The following is a 19,395-nucleotide window of genomic DNA, read 5'->3' on the forward strand; positions in this document are numbered from 1 at the left end:
CGGCAGCTCCTTACTGGGCGACGACTTTTACCGGCGAACCGTCGTCAAGTTTATCGGCACCTTCGGTGACCACCTGCTCGCCAGGCTTGACGCCGGTGTCGAGGATCGCCGAGACATCGCCCATCGACGGCCCGGTCTTGACGTTGCGCAGCGCGGCTTTGTCGCCGTTGACCACAAACACGAAATCCCCCTTGCTGCCGTGCTGGATCGCCCGGGTCGGCACCACGGCGACCTGGCTCAAGGTGTCGGCCTTGAGACGCGCGTTGACGAATTGGTTGGGGAACAGCGCATCACCCGCGTCGTCGAACTGCGCCTTGACCTTGATCGTGCCGGTGCTGGTGTCGACCTGGTTATCCAGGGCCAGCAGGCTGCCGGTGGCCAGCAGGGTCTTTTTATTGCGGTCGTAGGCCAGCACGGTCACGCTGCCACGGGCCATGGCCTGGTCGATGCTGCCCAGGTCATCTTCGGGCACGGCAAACACCACCGTGGCCGGGTTCATCTGGGTAATGACCACAATGCCGGTGGTGCTGGTGGTGGTCACGTAGTTGCCGGGGTCGACCAGGCGCAGGCCAACCACGCCATCGACCGGCGAGGTGATGGTGCAGTAGCTCAGTTGCACGTCGAGGTTTTGCACATTGCCCTGGTCGGCGGCGACGGTGCCCTGCTGCTCCTGCACCAGGGCGGCCTGGGTATCGAGGGTTTGCTGGCTGGTGGAGCCGGCCTTGACCAGGTCGCGATAGCGGGCCAGGTCGCGCTGGGCATTGCTCAACACGGCCTGGTCATGCGCCAGCGTGCCCTTGGCCACCGCCAATTGCGCCTTGAGCGCACGGTCGTCGATGCGGGCAATGACCTGGCCTTTGCTGACGTGCTGGCCTTCCTTGAATTCGACGCTGCTGAGGATGCCGTCGACCTGGCTGACCACCGTGACGCTGCGTGTCGGGGTCACGGTGCCGAGGGCGTCGATGTACACCGGCACATCCTGCAAGGCGACGGGCACCACGGCCACCGGTTCACCTGTGGCTGCAGGCTTGCCCTTGTGCTGCGCGGTGAAGAAATGGAGACCCAGGACAATCGCCAGTACCACCAGGACGACGCCCGCCAGCCAGGCGAACGTGCGTCGTTTGCTTTTCTCCACGGTTTCTCTCTCGAACGCCGAAATCAGGATAGACCGACCGCTGCAATGAGTCGGTGGCTGACCTGAACTCTAGCAGCGCGCCCGGCCTATGCCTGTACAACCTTGAATGCGTTCAGCATCAAGACAGACAATCTGGCGCAAGCCCCCGGCCTGCAAGGCCTGGAGTAGGATTCTTGAGCGCTGCGCAAGGCCGGTGCTACCATGCGCAACCGCCTGTCCTGGCAAGGAAAACCCTGGTTTATGAGCACCATTCGCGAGCGCAACAAAGAAAAGATCCTGCGGGCGGCCAGCGAGGAGTTTGCCGACAAGGGCTTCGCCGCGACCAAAACCAGCGACATCGCCGCCAAGGCCGGGCTGCCCAAGCCCAATGTCTATTACTACTTCAAGTCCAAGGACAACCTCTATCGCGAGGTGCTCGAAAGCATTATCGAGCCGATCCTGGCAGCGTCCACGCCGTTCAACCCCGAGGGTGAGCCGTCGGTGGTACTGAGCAACTACATCCGCTCGAAAATCCGCATTTCCCGCGACCTGCCCTTCGCTTCCAAGGTGTTCGCCAGCGAAATCATGCACGGCGCGCCACACCTCAGTGCCGACCAGGTTGAACAGCTCAACGCCCAGGCCAAGCACAACATCGACCGCATCCAGAACTGGGTAGATCGCGGCCTGATCGCCGCCATTGACCCCAACCACCTGATGTTCAGCATCTGGGCAGCGACGCAGACCTATGCGGATTTCGATTGGCAGATCTCGGCGGTGACCGGAAAGGCCAAATTGGATGAGGCGGACTATGAGGCGGCGGCGCAGACGATCATCCGGTTGGTGCTCAAGGGGTGTGAGCCGGACTGATGGAGGATGGTGTTTGCATCGCAGGCAAGCCAGCGCCTGCATTTCTGCGGTGTTGAACACAAAATGTTCGAATCCCTCCACCCCCAGTGGGAGCGGGCTTGCTCGCGAAAGCGGCCTTCCAGACACATCCTGCCAAAAGCCTGGCGCCCAGCATTGATCGGCGAGATCTAGCCTCTCAGGACACCACTTGAAGAGAGGCCAAGGAATGCCTGATTTAGCCACTTCACACCGCCTGCGTATCGGGCGGTTCAGCGAACCGAACCGTGTCTACCTGATCACCACCAACACCCACGAACGCCTGCCGATATTTCGCGACTTCCACCTCGGCCGCCTGGTGGTCGGGCAATTCCGGCTCGCCCAATACCAAGGGCTGGCCAACTCCCTGGCATGGGTGGTGATGCCAGACCATTTCCACTGGCTGATCGAACTGCAAAAAGGCTCCTTGGGAGACCTGATGTGCCAGGTGAAATCCAAAAGCACCCGCACCGTTAACGGCGCCAGCGGTCGCAAAGGCAGGCTTTGGCAAACCAGCTTTCATGATCGTGCGCTACGAAAGGAAGACGACCTGGTGAAAATGGCCCGGTATGTGGTGGCTAATCCATTGCGGGCCAACTTGGTAGAACGAATCGGCGACTATCCGCTGTGGGATGCGATCTGGGTTTAGTGCCGAGACCGCGTCGCCGCTTTCGCGAGCAAGCCCGCTCCCACACTTGGAATGCATTCAAAATGTGGGAGCCGGGTTGTTGGGGGGATTGGGGTGATCCTTTGTGGGAGGTGATCCGGGTTTAGTGCCGAGACCGCGTCGCCGCTTTCGCGAGCAAGCCCGCTCCCACATTTGGACTGCATTCCGAATGTGGGAGCCGGGTTGTTGGGGGGATTGGGGTGATCCGTTGTGGGAGGTGATCCGGGTTTAGTGCCGAGACCGCGTTGCCGCCTTCGCGAGCAAGCCCGCTCCCACACTTGGAATGCATTTAAAATGTGGGAGCGGGCTTGCTCGCGAAGAGGCCCGCACCGTCACTTCAACTCACGCGGGCACCCCCGCATCCGCCAACAACCCCACGCCCTCGATTGCGGTGATCGCGCATTGCTCGTCGATGTCCGATGTGTCGCCACTGATCCCGATCGCCCCCAGTACCACCCCTTCTCGATCTCGAATCAATACCCCGCCCGGTGCCGGGACCACGCTGCCCTGCCCCAGGCTGTTCAATGCCGCGATAAACGCCGGGCGCTGCTGCGCGTCCAGTGCCAACAAGCGCGAGCCCTTGCCCAGCGCAATCGCGCCCCAGGCCTTGCCGATGGCGATCTGCGGGCGCAGCAGGCTGGCGCCGTCTTCGCGTTGCAGGGTGATCAAGTGGCCGCCGCTGTCGAGGACCGCGATGGTCAGCGGCGCCGTCGACAGCGTGCGCCCTGCGTTGAGGGCCTGACTGGCGAGCTGGGTGGCGATTTTCAAGGTTAAAGCGCTCATGGTGCCGTCCTTCTTTTGTTATTGGGAAAGCGGTGGAGGTCTGTCTGATCAGATGCTCGATCAAACAAATAGAACACAATGACAATTAATTTTGTATACAATAATTTCGCACAAACACTCCATACGTCGAAAAAATGCCTTCCGACGAACGCAAAGGGCCGCGAACAAAATGGATTGACCTGCGCCGCTCGCCGTGAATACACTTTATCGAGACACCACTTGTATACAATTACAAAACGCAAGAGGCACCAAAATCATGAGCAAAATGAGAGCAATCGAAGCCGCCGTCCTGGTGATGCGCCGTGAAGGCGTGGACACCGCCTTCGGTATCCCTGGCGCCGCGATCAACCCGCTGTATTCGGCCTTGCAGAAGGTCGGTGGCATCGATCACGTCCTTGCTCGCCACGTTGAAGGCGCCTCGCACATGGCCGAGGGTTACACCCGCACCAAGGCCGGCAATATCGGCGTGTGCATCGGCACTTCGGGCCCGGCGGGCACCGACATGGTCACCGGCCTCTACAGCGCTTCGGCGGACTCGATCCCGATCCTGTGCATCACCGGCCAAGCCCCGCGTGCACGGATGCACAAGGAAGACTTCCAGGCCGTCGACATCACCAGCATCGTCAAGCCCGTGACCAAGTGGGCGACCACCGTGCTCGAACCTGGCCAGGTGCCCTACGCGTTCCAGAAAGCCTTCTACGAAATGCGCTCAGGCCGCCCAGGCCCGGTGTTGATCGACCTGCCGTTCGACGTGCAGATGGCCGAAATCGAATTCGACATCGACGCCTACCAGCCGCTGCCCCTGGCCAAGCCGCTGGCAACCCGCATCCAGGTGGAAAAAGCCCTGGCCCTGCTCGATGCCGCCGAGCGGCCGTTGCTGGTCAGCGGCGGTGGCGTGATCAATGCCGACGCCAGCGAACTGCTGGTGGAGTTCGCCGAACTCACTGGTATCCCGGTGATTCCGACCCTGATGGGCTGGGGCACCATCCCCGACGACCACCCGCTGATGGTCGGCATGGTCGGCCTGCAAACCTCTCACCGCTATGGCAACGCGACGATGCTCAAGTCGGACGTGGTGCTCGGCATCGGCAACCGCTGGGCCAACCGCCACACCGGTTCGGTGGAGGTCTACACCGAAGGCCGCAAGTTCATTCACGTCGACATCGAGCCGACGCAGATTGGCCGCGTGTTCACCCCGGACCTGGGCATCGTCTCCGACGCCGGTTCCGCGCTGACCCTGTTCATTGAAGTGGCCCGCGAGTGGAAAGCCGCCGGCAAGCTCAAGGACCGCAGCGCCTGGCTGCATGATTGCCAGCAGCGCAAGGCCACCCTGCAGCGCAAGACCCACTTCGACGCGGTGCCGGTCAAGCCGCAACGGGTGTACGAAGAGATGAACCAGGTGTTCGGCAAAGACACCTGCTACGTCAGCACCATCGGCCTGTCGCAGATTGCCGGCGCGCAATTCCTCCACGTGTACAAGCCGCGTCACTGGATCAACTGCGGCCAGGCCGGCCCGTTGGGCTGGACCATCCCCGCAGCGCTCGGCGTGGTCAAGGCCGACCCGAGCCGCAAGGTGGTGGCGTTGTCCGGCGACTATGACTTCCAGTTCATGATCGAAGAGCTGGCGGTGGGCGCGCAATTCAAGCTGCCGTACATCCACGTGGTGGTGAACAACTCCTACCTGGGGCTGATCCGCCAGGCCCAGCGCGGTTTTGAAATGGACTACTGCGTCCAGCTGTCCTTCGACAACCTCAACGCCCCGGAGCTCAACGGTTATGGCGTCGACCACGTCGCCGTCGCCGAAGGCCTGGGTTGCAAGGCCCTGCGCGTGTTCGAGCCGGGCCAGATCCAGCCGGCCCTGCGCAAGGCGCAGGAGATGATCGAGGAATTCAAGGTGCCGGTGATCGTCGAGATCATCCTGGAGCGCGTGACCAATATTTCCATGGGCACCGAGATCAACGCCGTCAACGAATTCGAAGATCTGGCCCTGGTCGGCAACGATGCGCCGACTGCCATTTCCCTGCTCGATTAAGGAGAACCCTATGCCGCGCTTTGCCGCCAACCTGTCCATGCTGTTTACCGAGCAGGACTTTCTCGCCCGCTTCAAAGCCGCCGCCGAGGCCGGTTTCGAAGGGGTCGAGTACCTGTTCCCGTATGAGTTCAGCTCCGCCGAAATCAAGGCACAACTTGACGCCCATGGCCTGACCCAAGTGCTGTTCAACCTGCCGGCCGGTGATTGGGCCAAGGGCGAGCGCGGCCTGGCGTGCCACCCGGATCGGGTCGAGGAGTTCCGCGCCGGGGTCAACCTGGCCATCGCCTACGCCGAGGTGCTGGGCAATACCCAGATCAACTGCCTGGCGGGGATCCGGCCTGCCGGTGTCGATGACGCAACCCTGGAAAAGACGTTTGTCGCCAACCTCAAGTACGCAGCCGACAAGCTGCAAGCGGTGGGCATCAAGCTGGTGATGGAAGCCATCAACACCCGCGACATCCCCGGCTTCTACCTCAACAACACCGCCCAGGCCCTGTCGATTCGCGAGCAAGTGGGCAGCGCCAACCTGTTCCTGCAATACGACATCTATCACATGCAAATCATGGAAGGCGACCTGGCCCGCACCATGGCCGCGCACCTGGGCGAGATCAACCATATCCAGCTGGCGGACAACCCCGGGCGCAATGAGCCGGGTACCGGCGAGATCAACTATCGCTTCCTGTTCGAGCATCTGGACCGCATCGGTTACTCGGGCTGGGTCGGCTGTGAATACAAGCCGTTGACCACCACCGAAGCGGGTTTGGGCTGGCTCAAAACCCACAACGCGATCTGACTGAACAAACACGGGACCCAATGTGGGAGCGGGCTTGCTCGCGAAAGCGGTGTATCAGTCGACATCAATGCTGAATGTCAGACTGCATTCGCGAGCAAGCCCGCTCCCACATTGGACCTCCTGTGTTTAGAAGGCCGTGCCAGGCCCATACATCGAATAACAAGAGGATTTTGATCATGGCTAAAATCGGATTCATCGGCACCGGCATCATGGGCCAACCCATGGCCGCCAACCTGCAGAAAGCAGGTCACCAACTGTTTCTTTCCGAGCATCATGGCAAGGCGCCGGCCGAGCTGATCGGCGCGGGTGCCATCGCGTTGGCCAACCCGCAGCAAGTCGCCCAGGAAGCCGAGTTCATCATCGTCATGGTGCCCGACACCCCGCAGGTCGATGACGTGCTGTTCCGCGCCGACGGTGTCGCCGCCGGCCTGTCACCCAACAAGGTGGTGATCGACATGAGTTCGATCTCCCCCACCGCCACCAAGGCGTTCGCCGCCAAGATCAACCAGACCGGCGCGCAGTACCTGGATGCGCCAGTGTCCGGCGGTGAAGTCGGCGCCAAGGCCGGCACCCTGAGCATCATGGTCGGTGGCGAGCCGCAGACCTTCGAACGCGCCCTGCCCCTGTTCCAGAGCATGGGCAAGAACATCACCCTGGTGGGTGGCAATGGCGATGGCCAGACGGCCAAGGTGGCTAACCAGATCATCGTCGCGCTGAATATCCAGGCGGTGGCCGAAGCGCTGCTGTTCGCCTCGAAGAACGGCGCCGACCCGGCCAAGGTGCGTGAAGCGCTGATGGGCGGCTTTGCCTCCTCGAAGATCCTCGAAGTGCATGGCGAGCGCATGATCAAGGGCACCTTCGATCCGGGCTTCCGCATCAACCTGCACCAGAAGGACCTGAACCTGGCCCTGGCCGGTGCCAAGGAGCTGGGGATCAACCTGCCGAACACCGCCGGCACCCAACAGGTGTTCAGCACCTGCACGGCGATCGGCGGCGGCAACTGGGACCATTCGGCGCTGATCAAGGGGCTGGAGCATATGGCGAATTTTTCGATTCGCGATAAGTAACCCACACCGCTTCCACCTTTGAGTGCGGTCGAATGTGGGAGCGGGCTTGCTCGCGAAAGCGGTGTATCAGTCAGCATGGATGTTGAATGTCAGAACGCATTCGCGAGCAAGCCCGCTCCCACATTTGATCGCATTCCGGCCTGGAATTGATGCCCCCCCTAATAACAAGAATCCCCCGGGAGCCCGCTTATGTCGGTCGATCCGCAACACCTGCTTCGCGCGCTGTTTGCCACAGCCATCGACGCCGCCCACCCCCGGCAAGTCCTCGAACCTTATCTGCCCACCGACCGCAGCGGCCGCGTGATCGTGATCGGCGCCGGCAAAGCCGCCGCCGCCATGGCCCTGGTGGTGGAAAACGCCTGGCAGGGCGAAGTCTCCGGCCTGGTGGTTACGCGCTACGGCCACGGCGCGCCGTGCAAGAAAATCGAAGTGGTCGAGGCCGCCCACCCGGTCCCCGATGCCGCCGGCCTCGCCGTGGCCAAACGCGTGCTGGCATTGATCAGCAACCTGACTGAAGACGACCGCGTGATCTTCCTGCTGTCTGGCGGCGGCTCTGCACTGCTCGCCCTGCCCGCCGAAGGCATCACCCTGGCCGACAAGCAAGCCATCAACAAAGCCCTGCTCAAATCCGGCGCCACCATTGGCGAGATGAATTGCGTGCGCAAGCACCTCTCGGCGATCAAGGGTGGCCGACTGGCCAAGGCGGCCTGGCCGGCGACGGTCTACACCTATGCGATTTCCGATGTGCCGGGCGACCAGGCCACGGTGATTGCTTCCGGCCCCACCGTTGGCGACCCGAGCACGTCGCAACAGGCATTGGCGATCCTCAAGCGCTACGGCATCGACGCCCCCGCCTCGGTACGCAGCTGGTTGCAGAACCCGGCCTCGGAAACCGTCAAGCCGGGTGACCCGGCACTCGCGCGCAGCCACTTCCAATTGATCGCGCGCCCGCAGCAATCCCTCGAAGCGGTCGCGGTGAAAGTCCGCCAGGCCGGGTTCAGCCCGCTGATCCTCGGCGACCTTGAAGGCGAAGCGCGGGACGTGGCCAAGGTGCACGCCGGCATCGCCCGACAAATCGTGCAGCATGGCCAGCCACTGGCGGCGCCCTGCGTGATCCTCTCCGGTGGCGAAACCACCGTCACCGTGCGCGGCAATGGCCGTGGCGGGCGCAATGCCGAATTCCTGCTGAGCCTGACCGACAGCCTCAAGGGCTTGCCTGGCGTGTACGCCCTGGCCGGTGACACTGATGGCATCGACGGCTCCGAAGACAACGCCGGCGCCATCATGACCCCCTGCAGCTATGCCCGCGCCGAGGCCTTGGGCCTGTCGGCCAGCGACGAGCTGGATAACAACAACGGCTACGGCTATTTCGCCGCGCTCGAGGGCTTGATCGTCACCGAACCGACGCGCACCAACGTCAATGATTTCCGCGCCATCCTGATCCTTGAGACTGCCAAACATGACGCCTGACAAGAAGGTCAAAATCCTCGCCACCCTGGGCCCGGCCACCGACGGTATCGATGATATCCGCGAGCTGGTGGAGGCCGGCGTGAATATCTTCCGCCTCAACTTCAGCCACGGCGAGCACGCCGATCACGCCCAGCGCTACCAGTGGATTCGCCAGGTCGAGCGCCAGCTGAACTACCCGCTGGGCATCCTCATGGACCTGCAAGGACCGAAGCTGCGGGTCGGGCGCTTTGCCGAAGGCAAGGTGCAATTGGTGCGTGGCCAGGCCCTGCGCCTGGACCTGGACCCCACACCGGGCGACCAGCGCCGTATCAACCTGCCGCACCCGGAAATCATCGCGGCGCTGGAGCCGGGCATGGACCTGCTGCTGGATGACGGCAAACTGCGCCTGCGGGTCATCACCAAGCATGCGGATGCCATCGACACCACGGTGCTGAATGGCGGCGAATTGTCCGACCGCAAAGGTGTGAATGTCCCACAGGCGCTGCTGGAACTCAGCCCGCTCACCGCCAAGGATCGCAGCGACCTGAGGTTCGGCCTGGAACTGGGTGTGGACTGGGTAGCGCTGTCGTTCGTGCAACGCCCGGAAGACATCCGCGAAGCCCGTGAGTTGATCGGCGACAAAGCGTTCCTGATGGCCAAGATCGAGAAACCCTCGGCCGTGCAGCGCCTGCAGGAAATCGCCGAGCTGAGCGACGCGATCATGGTGGCCAGGGGCGACCTGGGTGTGGAAGTGCCCGCCGAGAGCGTGCCGCAGATCCAGAAAGACATCATCAGCACCTGCCGCCAGTTGGGTAAGCCGGTGGTGGTGGCCACGCAGATGCTCGAGTCCATGCGTTTCTCCCCGGCACCGACTCGCGCCGAAGTCACCGATGTCGCCAACGCCGTGGCCGAAGGCGCCGATGCGGTGATGCTGTCGGCGGAAACCGCGTCCGGCGAGTACCCCCTGGAAGCCGTGCAGATGATGAGCAAGATCATCCGCCAGGTCGAAAACGGCCCGGACTACCAGACGCAACTGGACGTCAGCCGGCCCAAGGCGGACGCCACGGTGTCGGACGCCATCAGCTGTGCGATCCGGCGGATCAGCAGCATCCTGCCGGTGGCGGTGCTGGTGAACTACAGCGAGTCCGGCAGCTCCAGCCTGCGCGCGGCGCGGGAACGGCCGGTGGCGCCGATCCTCAACCTCACGCCGAACCTCTCCACTGCGCGCCGCTTGAGCGTGGCGTGGGGCGTGCATTCGGTGGTCAATGATCGGCTGCGCCAGGTCGATGAAGTGTGTTCGACCGCGCTGGAGATCGCCCAGGCCCAGGGGATGGCGCAGCGTGGGGATACGTTGGTGATTACTGCGGGAGTGCCGTTCGGGCAACCGGGGTCGACCAATTCGCTGCGTATCGAGACGTTGATCTAGCGTCTGTTCAGGCCTCATCGCGGGCAAGCCCGGCGCCCACATTTTGATTGGTGAACCGATTCAAATGTGGGAGCTGGCTTGCCGGCGATTGGGGGCAACTCGGTCCCTCAGACTCATCCGCCATGCCCAACCAATCCTGCCCCGACTGGGCCGAAGCCTTGCTCAACGGCTTCAGCCAGATCTTCCTGCAGCGCCATCCCCTGTGTGGCCTGCTGTGCCTGCTGGCCATCCTGATCGGCGCCCCGGCCCTGCTCGGCGGGGCGTTGCTGGGAGGCGTCGCCGGTTTGCTCACGGCCCAGCGCCGGGGTTATCCCAAGGCCGAACGCCAGGCCGGCCTGTATAGCTACAACGGCGTACTGCTGGGCTTGCTGATCAGCCAGCACTTTGCCTGGTCGGCCGTGCTGCCACCGCTGATCCTGGCGTGCGGCGGCTTGAGTGCGATGCTCACGCGACAATGGCTCAAACACGCAACCCGCCCCGATGACCTGCCCGCCTACACCGCGCCGTTTGTCGGCCTGGGCTGGCTGTTACTGGGCAGCGTGCCGCCGAGCACGTTTGCACTCGGCGAAGCCGACACCCTGGCCGTACTGGCCGCGCCCTTTACCGGGCTCGCGCAAATCATGCTGCTCGACCAGCCCCTGGCCGGTGCGCTGATCGCGCTTGGCCTGTGGCTGGCCAACCGGCGTGCCGCCCTCTGGGCCTTGACCGGCGCCCTCTGCGGAGTGCTGATCGCGCTACTGCTCGACGAGACCGCCAGCGCCCTGCTCGGCCTGCACAGCTACAACCCCGCGCTGGCGGCCCTGGCCCTGTGCCAGACGCGCCGCCACGCCTGGCAACCACTGCTCGGCATCCTGCTGGCAATCGTCCTCACGCCAGGCTTTGCCGCGCTGCACCTGCCGGCGTTGACCGCCCCGTTCATCCTCGCGTGCTGGCTGGTGCGTGCCGGTCGCCGGATGCTGGGTAAACCCCGCATGGACAGCCCCTTCGAATCCCCCTAGGCTTGCTCGATATTCGATTCAGGCGGGCTTTATGGACAGCAACAACGACTGGCGTCAGCGGCTCTACGTCATGGTTTTTCAAAGCGACACAGCGGCCGGCCGGCGCTTCGACAGCACCTTGCTGCTGATCATCCTCGCCAGCCTGGTGATTGTGATCCTCGACAGTATCCAGACCGTCCACGATAACTACGCCGACGTGCTGGCCTACATCGAGTGGGGCTTCACCATCATTTTCGCCATTGAGTACGGCCTGCGCCTGTACTGCTCGCCCAAGCCGCTGCGCTATGCCTTCAGCTTCTATGGGCTGGTGGATTTGCTCGCCATCGTCCCCGGCATCCTCGCGCTGTATTACAGCGACGCCCAGTACCTGCTGATCATCCGCATCATCCGGATGCTGCGGATCTTCCGCGTGCTCAAGCTCAGCCCTTACCTCAAGCAGGCCAATTACCTGATGGCCGCGCTGCGCGGCAGCAAGCAGAAGATCGTGGTGTTCCTGGTCAGTGTGTGCACCCTGGTCACCGTATTCGGCACCTTGATGTACGTGATCGAAGGCCCGGAGCACGGGTTTACCAGCATTCCCAAGGGTATTTATTGGGCGATCGTGACCCTGACCACCGTGGGCTTTGGCGATATCGTGCCCAAGACCCCGCTGGGCCAGGTGATTTCGTCACTGGTGATGATCACCGGCTACTCGATCATCGCCGTGCCGACGGGGATTTTTACCGCCGAACTGGCCAGTGCCATGCGCGGTGAGCAACTGCAAACCGACTGCCCGGTGTGCAACAAGAACAGCCACGAGCCCAACGCGGCGTTCTGCTCGCGCTGTGGCAATGCGCTGTTTAAGAAAGTGGAATAAGCAAAGTGCGTTTTAATCTTTAAGCGTCTATGCAGGCCCAGCTATAGTCGCTGGCAAAATGCCCTCACTCAATCGATAACCTTCTCGAACAACAAGGAATGAGCAGTGAAAAAACTCGTTAGCGCCTCTCTACTGGCCGCCGGCCTTGCCCTGGCGGGCGCCGTCCAGGCAGCCCCGGTCACTCTGCTCAACGTCTCGTATGACGTGATGCGCGACTTCTACAAGGACTACAACGCCGCCTTCCAGAAACACTGGGACGCCGAGCACCCGAACGACAAGCTGACCCTGCAGATGTCCTTCGGCGGCTCCAGCAAACAAGCGCGCTCGGTGATCGACGGCCTGCCGGCTGACGTGATCACCATGAACATGGCCACCGACATCAACGCCCTCGCCGACAATGGCAAGCTGGTGCCGGACAACTGGGTCACGCGCCTGCCGAACAACAGCGCACCGTTCACCTCCGCCACGGTGTTTATCGTGCGCAAGGGCAACCCGAAAGCCCTGAAAGACTGGCCGGACCTGTTGAAAGACGGCGTGCAAGTGATCGTGCCCAACCCGAAGACTTCCGGTAACGGCCGCTACACCTACCTGTCGGCCTGGGGCTACGTGCTGAAAAACGGCGGCGACGAGAACAAGGCCAAGGCCTTTGTCGGCAAGCTGTTCAAGCAGGCGCCTGTGCTGGACACCGGTGGCCGCGCCGCGACCACCACGTTCATGACCAACCAGATCGGCGACGTGCTGGTGACCTTTGAAAACGAAGCAGAAATGATCGCCCGCGAATTTGGCCGTGATCAGTTCGAAGTGATCTACCCAAGCGTCTCTGCCGAAGCCGAGCCGCCGGTGTCGGTGGTCGACAAAGTGGTCGAGAAGAAAGGCACCCGCGCGGCCGCCGAAGACTACCTGAAGTACCTGTGGTCGCCGGAAGGCCAGGAAATCGCCGCCAACAACTACCTGCGCCCACGCGACGCGAAGGTACTGGCCAAGTACACCGACCGCTTCCCGAAAGTCGAATTCCTCTCGGTAGAGAAGACCTTCGGCGACTGGCGCACCGTGCAGAAAACCCACTTCAATGATGGCGGTGTTTTCGACCAGATCTACAGCGGTCAATAACTGAACAAACGCAGCCCCGTGTGGGAGCTGGCTGGCCTGCGATGCAGACACCTCGACGTATCAGGCATACCGAGGTGATGCTGTCGCAGGCCAGTCAGCGCCTGCATTGGGGGATGCGCCTGGCCCTTACATCGGCGGTGTCACGCCATCTTTGCCGGCCGAGATAGCCTGCGCCGTCACCGTCCCGTCCGCGTCCTTCGCCGCAAACATCACCACCTTCACCCCCGGCTTGAGCAAGCTGCGGTCGCCTGGCTCCAGGTTCACGATCGGCACATCATCCGGCACCACGATCTTCTGCTCGCCCCCTTTGTATTTGACGGTCAACGTCCGCCCGTTGCTGACCACCAGGTCGCCGACCGTGCCGTTGGTCATGCTGCTGCCTTCTTTGAGGTCGAACGCCCGGTGCCCGTCGCCCGTGCCGGCCATCGCCGGCGGGAACACATGCACTTCGAGGGCAGTCAGGGTGCCGTCGGCGTTGGGCATGGCAGCCGAGCCGATGTAGCTGCCGGGCTTGATCTCGTCGATCTTCGCCAGCGTCACGGCACGGACCTGGGTGTCTTTTGTCAGGTGCACGGTGACGTCTTCACCACTGTTGACCTTGACGTGCATCGCGTCGCCGTCGATCGCCGTGATGGCGCCACGCACACCCACGCGTGGGGCATCGGCCGCGTTCGCCAGGCCGACAGCCATGGCGGCGGCAAGGGTGGAAGCCAGGAGCATCTTGTTCAACGTGATCTTCATCGCAATGGATTTCCTGTTTCGGCAGTTGTGTCTGAATGTATCATTGCCGTTCGACGCGAAAGTTAACGTTTCAGTCATTAATTCCCGGCATGAGTGTTATCACCACCAGCGGCCTACTCGCCGTTGCACCTTGTCTCTACTCTCGCTCGCCTACTTCCTCCGCTTTTATGAGAACACCATGAACGCTACCTCACACCCTACAACCACCATGACCCGCGCGATGGTGATGCTGTTTGCGTTCTGCTGCGGCGCCATCGTCGCCAACATCTACTACGCGCAGCCGATCATCGAACTGATCGCACCGGACATCGGCCTCACCCCGGCGATGGCCAGCCTGATCGTGTCCCTGACGCAAATCGGTTATGCCCTCGGCCTGTTTTTCCTGGTACCGCTGGGCGACCTGCTGGAAAACCGCAAGCTGATGATCACCACCACCGTGGTGGCCATTGCGAGCCTGCTGGGCGCGGCCTTCACCGAGCAGCCGAACCTGTTCCTGCTGGTGTCGTTGCTGATCGGCTTCAGTTCGGTGTCGGTGCAAATCCTGATCCCGCTGGCCGCCCACCTGGCACCCGCCGAATCCCGTGGCCGGGTGGTGGGCAGCATCATGGGCGGGCTGCTGCTCGGCATTCTGCTGGCGCGGCCGGTGTCCAGCGTGGTCGCGGACCACTTCGGCTGGCGGGCGATGTTCATGGCGGCGGCCGCGTTGATGGCGTTCATCAGCGTGGTGCTGATGCTGACCATCCCCAAGCGCCAGCCTGACCACAGCGCCAGCTATGGCCAACTGCTCGGCTCGCTCGGCACCTTGTTGCGTGAACAACCCCTGCTGCGCCAACGTGCGTTCTACCAGGGCTGCATGTTTGCCACCTTCAGCCTGTTCTGGACCGCCGCACCGCTGGAGCTGGCGCGCAATCATGGGCTGAGCCAAAGTGAGATCGCGTTGTTCGCACTGGTCGGTGCCCTGGGTGCCATCGCTGCGCCCATCGCCGGCCGCCTGGCCGATGCCGGCCACACTCACCGCGCCTCACTGCTGGCCATGCTGTTTGCCGTGCTGAGCTTCCTGCCAGCCTTCGTGCACCCGCTGTACAGCGTGATCGGCCTGGCGGTGACCGGCGTGGTCCTGGACTTCTGCGTGCAGATGAACATGGTCCTCGGCCAACGCGCGATCTATGCCCTCGACGCCAACAGCCGCAGCCGCCTCAACGCGTTGTACATGACCAGCATCTTCATCGGCGGCGCCTTCGGCTCGGCGATTGCCAGCAGCGTCTACGAGCACGGTGGCTGGCTGGGCGTGATGCTGGTGGGCAGTGCGTTCCCGCTGGTGGCGTTGTTGCGCTTCTTGAGCGCTTCGCGCCAGGCCACGGTCGCCACGGCCTGATCGCCCTCAGGAGCGCACCAGCTTCTCCAAGGCCGCGTCCGCCAGGAATGACGAGCGGCTTTTGACCTTGTGCTCGCGCACATAACGGTCGATGCGCTGGATGACATAACCGGGCAAGGTCACGTTGACCTTCTCGGTCTTGCCCAGATAGGGCGAGATGTCCAGCTCGAGCATGCCCCAGCCCATCCCGGCGTAGTCTTCATGGGCGTGATGATTGGCCACCGACGTGGGCATCGGAATCGGCCCACCTTCGGCGGCGATTTCTTGCAGCATGATGTGCGCGACTTCCACGGCGGCGTTGTACGCCTCTTCGAAACTGTCCCCGGCGGTGACCGCGCCTGGAATATCGGGGATCTGAATACCGGTGGCGGTAAAGTCATCGCCCCATTCGATACAGATTGGGTATTGCATGAATGCTCTCCTTAAAACTGAAACAGCCCGGCGCGTTTCCTGATGCTTCTGACGGTGCCCAGCGGCAGGTCCTTCTTGGGGTGCGGCACCGGGATCGTGTACGGGTTATAGCGGTGAGTAAAAATGTGATGACTGCCCGTGACCCGATCCAGCACCCAACCCGCCTCTTGCAGCTCCTTGATCAATAGCCTGCTTTGCACCGCAGCCTCCTTGGCTTGGCCGGAATAAAAGTAACCCTAGGGTTATCTTTACTCAAGCACAGAATCGGGGATCCCGACTGGCGGCTGTTTTACCGAATGTTGGTATTGCACGCGTTCATTCCCTCAACGCATAAATCCTATGCCCTGCACCCCGCTTCTACCCCCGCACTGACGCGCCCATCATCCCCTCCAGCCAAGCCGGCTCATCTCCCGAGGGACTACCGCCATGACACTTCAAGCCACACTCGATGCCTTCAGCGCTGATTTCAAAGCGGGCAAGCCGCCCTACAACGCGCCCGCGCATATCCATCCGATCATGGAGCGCGCCACCGCCGAGCTGATCGCCAGCGGTGCAGCACAACGTGCCCTCAAGGTGGGAGACAAAGCGCCGCTGTTCAGCCTCAAGGACGCCGACGGCAACGCGGTGTCCTCGGCCAGGCTGCTGGCCCAGGGGCCGCTGGTGCTGACGTTCTACCGAGGTGTGTGGTGCCCGTACTGCACTTTGGAATTGCAGGCGTTGCAGGCGTTTCTGCCGACACTGAAGGCGGCCGGCGCCCAGTTGCTGGCCCTGTCGCCGCAAACGGCCGCCAACAGCCGCAAATCCACGCGCATTGCCGGGCTGGGGTTCCCGATCCTCAGCGACACCCACAACGACGTCGCCGATGCGTTCGGGCTGCGCTTTCAATTGCCGGATTATTTGATCGAACTCTACAAGGCGCTGGGCAACAACCTGCCGCTGATCAACGACGATCCGGCCTGGACACTGCCCATGCCCGCCCGCTATGTGATCGGCCAGGACAGCGTGATTCGTTACGCCGAGGTCAACCCGGATTACACTCAACGCCCGGAACCTTCGGCGCTGCTCGACGCCCTCACCCGATAACCCAAGGACACCCGATGGACCGTCTTACCGCCATGGAAACTTTTGTCCACGTTGTCGAAACCGGTTCGTTCTCGGCCGCTGCCAAGCGCCTGGGCATCGGCCAGCCCGCCGTGTCCAAGAGCATCGCGCAATTGGAAGCACGCCTGGCGGTGCGCCTGGTATTGCGTTCGACCCGTGGCCTTACGCCCACCGAGGCAGGCCTGGCGTTTTTCGAGAAAGCCCGGCGCGCCATCGACGAAGCCAACGAGGCCGACGACGCCGCCCGGGGAGCCGGCGCCGGGCTGTCGGGCAACCTGCGTATCAGCGCAGCGGTAACCTTCGCCCGCATGCATATCATTCCGCACCTGGGCGGTTTCCTGGAGCAGTACCCGGGGGTGAATGTCGACGTGGTGCTCGATGACCGCACGCTCAATCTGGTGGAAGAAGGCATCGACGTCGCCCTGCGCATGGGCAACCTGGATGATTCCAGCCTCACGGCACGCAAGATCGGCGAATCACCCTGCGTGATCCTCGGCACGCCGGCCTACTTCGAACGCTTCGGCGAGCCCGCCACCCCGGCGGACTTGCTGCAGCACCAGGCGATCATCTACACCCGAGGCGAAGGCTCGCACTGGAACTTTACCCAAGGCGACACGCATTACCCGCTCGTTGCCCATGGCCGCGTGCGCGTGACGGCGGCGGAAGGCGTGCGCGCCGCCGTACTGAGCCATCTGGGCCTGACGCTGTCCTCCAGCTGGATGTTCGCGCCGGAGCTGGCCAGCGGCGAGGTCAAGCGCGTGCTGGCGGACTGGCATTTGCCGCCCCGGGATTTGTGGGCAGTGTTCCCCACCGGCCGGATGGCGAGCGCCAAGGCACGCGCGTTTGTGGAGTATGTCGAAGCGCTGATCAACGCCTGACAACGTTCAGCACTAACTGCAGCAAGGTCGACAGCGTCGTGGCGAGCATTTCGCTTAACACTGAAATCATGCCTGCCGTCGGATCAAGCGGTGCCGGTAGCGGTGGTGCGGGCACGGGTGCTGGCGTCGGTGCCGGTACCGGTGCTGGCACGACCTTCGGCACCGTTTGCCCCTGCCACAGCACATCCCCCGGCTTGATCTGGCCGATGCCCTTGACCATGAAGCCGGCATTGCCCGTGCCCTTCAGGTCGATCTCCAGGCTTGAACGACCCGTGGCAGTGTCATGCTTGAGCACAGCCTCCCCGGCCCGCCCACTGAACCGGTCAGTAAACACCAGGGCGCCGACCCCCGCCTCTCTCAAGGCGCCCGAGACATCGAGCCTGTCGACCCCGGTGGTGAAGTCCTCGATCACGTCCGGCTGCTGCGGTGTGGAGTCACTGGCCTTGTCGTAGATAAACGTATCCGCGCCCCCACCGCCGCGCAATGTGTCGGCCCCCGCACCGCCCTTGAGCCGATTGTTCGCGTCATTGCCCGTCAACACATCCCGTCCGGCACCGCCGATGGCGTTCTCAACCGTACAGCCTTTGGCGATGGAGACGTTGCCCTTCAAGCCACCCACATCGGAAAACGACTCGGCCTTCAGGCTGATGTTCTGGTTCTGGGCAAACCCGGAAAAATCCAGGGTATCGTCCCCCCCGCCATCCCAGACGCAGAAGATCGGTTTGTCCGTGGCGCTCTTGAGGGTCATGGCTTCGCGCTCGGTATTGGAGTTGAAGCCATAGGTGGTGTCGGTCTTGCGGGTCTGGTGATTGGCCCCATACAACCGCTGCACCGCGGCAATGTCATCCATCATCGGCGCGCTGGGGTTGCAGTGGCGAAAATCGTGACCGGCCTGATGCTTTTCAGACCAGTAGCTCATGACACTGCGCGCCTTGGTGTCACCGGCATACACAGCGCTCTTGTCATAAGTGGAATCACCGCCATTGTAGTTACCCGGATGCTGCAGGCCGATGGCGTGTCCGATTTCATGCACGGCGGTGAGCGAAAAGTGGCTGTCCAGCCCCGGCGAATTGCCTGATTTCAGTGTGCCAATCGTCGCGGTGGTACTGCTGGTGGCGCGCGTGGGTGAGATGGCGACGCCACGGTCTCCACGTGGGTTGTTCCTGACGTGAACCGTGCAGTCCGCACCTGCCGCCTGCTCCTTGAAACTGATATTGGCCACGTCCTGCCAGGACTGGGCGGCCTGGCGCACACGTTGCTGCTGCGCAGCAGAGAAAGTGGGATCGACGGTGTAGGAAAGATCTATCTTGTTGTCGTTATTGCGGTCGTGAAAGTGCAGGTTATCGCGGGTGATGTGCTTGCCCGCCTGGTCGGTGGTGTAGGTCGGCTTGCCGCTGGCGCCCACGCCAAACGGTCCGGGATCGGCAAGCGGCAAGGTTTGCTGTGGGGGTGTACGCGATAAAGACTCAGAACTGATCATGGGAATTTGCGCTCTTTTTAGAGGATAAATGAGCCAGACACGTGAGCATCGGCTGATTGAATTTCCCTGCAAAAATGAGTGCGGAACAGCCTTTATTTAGTTCGTCCTGAAACAGCGCGGCGTGGGGCAACACCTGCTAAAACACGCGAAAAAACACTTGCACTTCAAAAAACCAGACACACATGGGCGAGGCTGAAAACCTGTTGATTCCACGCGATAAAAATATAAACCC

General features: G+C 62.5%; 19 protein-coding genes. 13 read left to right on the forward strand and 6 right to left on the reverse strand.

All coding sequences use genetic code 11. The annotated features are described in order from the left end of the window. Positions 1–10: 10 nt before the first annotated feature. Positions 11–1,135 carry an efflux RND transporter periplasmic adaptor subunit gene (locus tag C9990_RS22295; protein WP_106804698.1) on the reverse strand — a complete coding sequence of 375 codons (1,125 nt, stop codon included), beginning with the start codon at positions 1,133–1,135 and terminating at the stop codon, positions 11–13. 240 nt (positions 1,136–1,375) lie between these two features. Between C9990_RS22295 and C9990_RS22300 the strand changes: the two genes are divergently transcribed. After that, positions 1,376–1,981, forward strand: coding sequence for a TetR/AcrR family transcriptional regulator (locus C9990_RS22300; protein WP_106804699.1), 606 nt, complete (start codon positions 1,376–1,378; stop codon positions 1,979–1,981). A gap of 205 nt (positions 1,982–2,186) precedes the next feature. Next, the gene (locus C9990_RS22305; RefSeq protein WP_106804700.1) at positions 2,187–2,645 is read left to right on the forward strand and encodes a transposase; all 459 of its coding nucleotides are present in this window, start codon (positions 2,187–2,189) and stop codon (positions 2,643–2,645) included. Positions 2,646–3,005: 360 nt separating this feature from the next. Here C9990_RS22305 and C9990_RS22310 read toward each other — a convergent pair whose 3' ends face one another. Further along, on the reverse strand, positions 3,006–3,446 hold the full coding sequence (locus C9990_RS22310; protein ID WP_065901586.1) for a heme-binding protein: 441 nt from the start codon (positions 3,444–3,446) through the stop codon (positions 3,006–3,008). A 256-nt stretch (positions 3,447–3,702) separates the two neighbouring features. Between C9990_RS22310 and gcl the strand changes: the two genes are divergently transcribed. The 8 genes from gcl (at position 3,703) to C9990_RS22350 (ending at position 13,177) form a co-directional block, all read left to right on the forward strand. After that, positions 3,703–5,478: a glyoxylate carboligase gene (gene gcl, locus C9990_RS22315; protein WP_065901588.1), complete on the forward strand. Its 1,776-nt coding sequence runs from the start codon at positions 3,703–3,705 to the stop codon at positions 5,476–5,478. Positions 5,479–5,488: 10 nt separating this feature from the next. Further along, positions 5,489–6,271, forward strand: coding sequence for a hydroxypyruvate isomerase (hyi, locus tag C9990_RS22320; protein WP_106804701.1), 783 nt, complete (start codon positions 5,489–5,491; stop codon positions 6,269–6,271). A gap of 176 nt (positions 6,272–6,447) precedes the next feature. Then, positions 6,448–7,338 (forward strand): 2-hydroxy-3-oxopropionate reductase, encoded by an 891-nt coding sequence (locus tag C9990_RS22325; RefSeq protein WP_106804702.1) that lies wholly within the window; start codon positions 6,448–6,450, stop codon positions 7,336–7,338. Between the two features lie 189 nt (positions 7,339–7,527). Next, positions 7,528–8,808 carry a glycerate kinase gene (locus tag C9990_RS22330; protein WP_065901594.1) on the forward strand — a complete coding sequence of 427 codons (1,281 nt, stop codon included), beginning with the start codon at positions 7,528–7,530 and terminating at the stop codon, positions 8,806–8,808. Then, positions 8,798–10,213 (forward strand): pyruvate kinase, encoded by a 1,416-nt coding sequence (pyk, locus tag C9990_RS22335; RefSeq protein WP_065901596.1) that lies wholly within the window; start codon positions 8,798–8,800, stop codon positions 10,211–10,213. Before C9990_RS22330 ends, pyk begins: the two co-directional genes overlap by 11 nt. Positions 10,214–10,335: 122 nt before the next feature. Further along, positions 10,336–11,211: an urea transporter gene (locus tag C9990_RS22340; protein ID WP_106804703.1), complete on the forward strand. Its 876-nt coding sequence runs from the start codon at positions 10,336–10,338 to the stop codon at positions 11,209–11,211. 31 nt (positions 11,212–11,242) lie between these two features. After that, on the forward strand, positions 11,243–12,067 hold the full coding sequence (locus tag C9990_RS22345; protein WP_065901600.1) for an ion transporter: 825 nt from the start codon (positions 11,243–11,245) through the stop codon (positions 12,065–12,067). A gap of 105 nt (positions 12,068–12,172) precedes the next feature. Continuing rightward, positions 12,173–13,177: a sulfate ABC transporter substrate-binding protein gene (locus C9990_RS22350; RefSeq protein WP_065901602.1), complete on the forward strand. Its 1,005-nt coding sequence runs from the start codon at positions 12,173–12,175 to the stop codon at positions 13,175–13,177. 126 nt (positions 13,178–13,303) lie between these two features. On the opposite strand, the gene C9990_RS22355 is transcribed toward C9990_RS22350, so the two are convergent. Then, positions 13,304–13,918 carry a DUF5666 domain-containing protein gene (locus C9990_RS22355; RefSeq protein ID WP_065901603.1) on the reverse strand — a complete coding sequence of 205 codons (615 nt, stop codon included), beginning with the start codon at positions 13,916–13,918 and terminating at the stop codon, positions 13,304–13,306. Positions 13,919–14,096: 178 nt separating this feature from the next. Here C9990_RS22355 and C9990_RS22360 point away from each other — a divergent pair, with 178 nt between their 5' ends. Next, positions 14,097–15,293: an MFS transporter gene (locus tag C9990_RS22360; RefSeq protein WP_106804704.1), complete on the forward strand. Its 1,197-nt coding sequence runs from the start codon at positions 14,097–14,099 to the stop codon at positions 15,291–15,293. Positions 15,294–15,299: 6 nt separating this feature from the next. On the opposite strand, the gene C9990_RS22365 is transcribed toward C9990_RS22360, so the two are convergent. Continuing rightward, positions 15,300–15,704, reverse strand: a complete 405-nt coding sequence (locus C9990_RS22365) for a type II toxin-antitoxin system HicB family antitoxin (protein ID WP_016978509.1) — start codon at positions 15,702–15,704, stop codon at positions 15,300–15,302. Between the two features lie 11 nt (positions 15,705–15,715). Next, positions 15,716–15,904, reverse strand: coding sequence for a type II toxin-antitoxin system HicA family toxin (locus C9990_RS22370; protein WP_065901605.1), 189 nt, complete (start codon positions 15,902–15,904; stop codon positions 15,716–15,718). Positions 15,905–16,130: 226 nt separating this feature from the next. Between C9990_RS22370 and C9990_RS22375 the strand changes: the two genes are divergently transcribed. Both C9990_RS22375 and C9990_RS22380 read left to right on the forward strand, forming a co-directional pair. Next, complete coding sequence (locus C9990_RS22375) at positions 16,131–16,787, forward strand: peroxiredoxin-like family protein (RefSeq protein ID WP_106804705.1); 657 nt, start codon at positions 16,131–16,133, stop codon at positions 16,785–16,787. 14 nt (positions 16,788–16,801) lie between these two features. Next, positions 16,802–17,683, forward strand: a complete 882-nt coding sequence (locus tag C9990_RS22380) for a LysR family transcriptional regulator (RefSeq protein ID WP_106804706.1) — start codon at positions 16,802–16,804, stop codon at positions 17,681–17,683. On the opposite strand, the gene C9990_RS22385 is transcribed toward C9990_RS22380, so the two are convergent. Further along, positions 17,673–19,163, reverse strand: coding sequence for a M10 family metallopeptidase C-terminal domain-containing protein (locus C9990_RS22385; RefSeq protein WP_106804707.1), 1,491 nt, complete (start codon positions 19,161–19,163; stop codon positions 17,673–17,675). The two genes, C9990_RS22380 and C9990_RS22385, sit on opposite strands and share 11 nt — an antisense overlap. Positions 19,164–19,395: the final 232 nt, after the last annotated feature.

The organism is Pseudomonas sp. S5D5 (genome assembly GCF_003013355.1).
In the GTDB taxonomy this organism is placed as follows: domain Bacteria; phylum Pseudomonadota; class Gammaproteobacteria; order Pseudomonadales; family Pseudomonadaceae; genus Aquipseudomonas; species Aquipseudomonas aylmerensis.

What these genes read in the sequence shown, in the direction of transcription:
- C9990_RS22300 (WP_106804699.1), top strand. Translation starts at nt 1,376, where the DNA reads ATGAGCACCATTCGCGAGCGCAACAAAGAAAAGATCCTGCGGGCGGCC.
- C9990_RS22305 (WP_106804700.1), top strand. Translation starts at nt 2,187, where the DNA reads ATGCCTGATTTAGCCACTTCACACCGCCTGCGTATCGGGCGGTTCAGC.
- C9990_RS22310 (WP_065901586.1), bottom strand. Translation starts at nt 3,446, where the DNA reads ATGAGCGCTTTAACCTTGAAAATCGCCACCCAGCTCGCCAGTCAGGCC.
- gcl (WP_065901588.1), top strand. Translation starts at nt 3,703, where the DNA reads ATGAGCAAAATGAGAGCAATCGAAGCCGCCGTCCTGGTGATGCGCCGT.
- hyi (WP_106804701.1), top strand. Translation starts at nt 5,489, where the DNA reads ATGCCGCGCTTTGCCGCCAACCTGTCCATGCTGTTTACCGAGCAGGAC.
- C9990_RS22325 (WP_106804702.1), top strand. Translation starts at nt 6,448, where the DNA reads ATGGCTAAAATCGGATTCATCGGCACCGGCATCATGGGCCAACCCATG.
- C9990_RS22330 (WP_065901594.1), top strand. Translation starts at nt 7,528, where the DNA reads ATGTCGGTCGATCCGCAACACCTGCTTCGCGCGCTGTTTGCCACAGCC.
- pyk (WP_065901596.1), top strand. Translation starts at nt 8,798, where the DNA reads ATGACGCCTGACAAGAAGGTCAAAATCCTCGCCACCCTGGGCCCGGCC.
- C9990_RS22340 (WP_106804703.1), top strand. Translation starts at nt 10,336, where the DNA reads ATGCCCAACCAATCCTGCCCCGACTGGGCCGAAGCCTTGCTCAACGGC.
- C9990_RS22345 (WP_065901600.1), top strand. Translation starts at nt 11,243, where the DNA reads ATGGACAGCAACAACGACTGGCGTCAGCGGCTCTACGTCATGGTTTTT.
- C9990_RS22355 (WP_065901603.1), bottom strand. Translation starts at nt 13,918, where the DNA reads ATGAAGATCACGTTGAACAAGATGCTCCTGGCTTCCACCCTTGCCGCC.
- C9990_RS22360 (WP_106804704.1), top strand. Translation starts at nt 14,097, where the DNA reads ATGAACGCTACCTCACACCCTACAACCACCATGACCCGCGCGATGGTG.
- C9990_RS22365 (WP_016978509.1), bottom strand. Translation starts at nt 15,704, where the DNA reads ATGCAATACCCAATCTGTATCGAATGGGGCGATGACTTTACCGCCACC.
- C9990_RS22375 (WP_106804705.1), top strand. Translation starts at nt 16,131, where the DNA reads ATGACACTTCAAGCCACACTCGATGCCTTCAGCGCTGATTTCAAAGCG.
- C9990_RS22380 (WP_106804706.1), top strand. Translation starts at nt 16,802, where the DNA reads ATGGACCGTCTTACCGCCATGGAAACTTTTGTCCACGTTGTCGAAACC.
- C9990_RS22385 (WP_106804707.1), bottom strand. Translation starts at nt 19,163, where the DNA reads ATGATCAGTTCTGAGTCTTTATCGCGTACACCCCCACAGCAAACCTTG.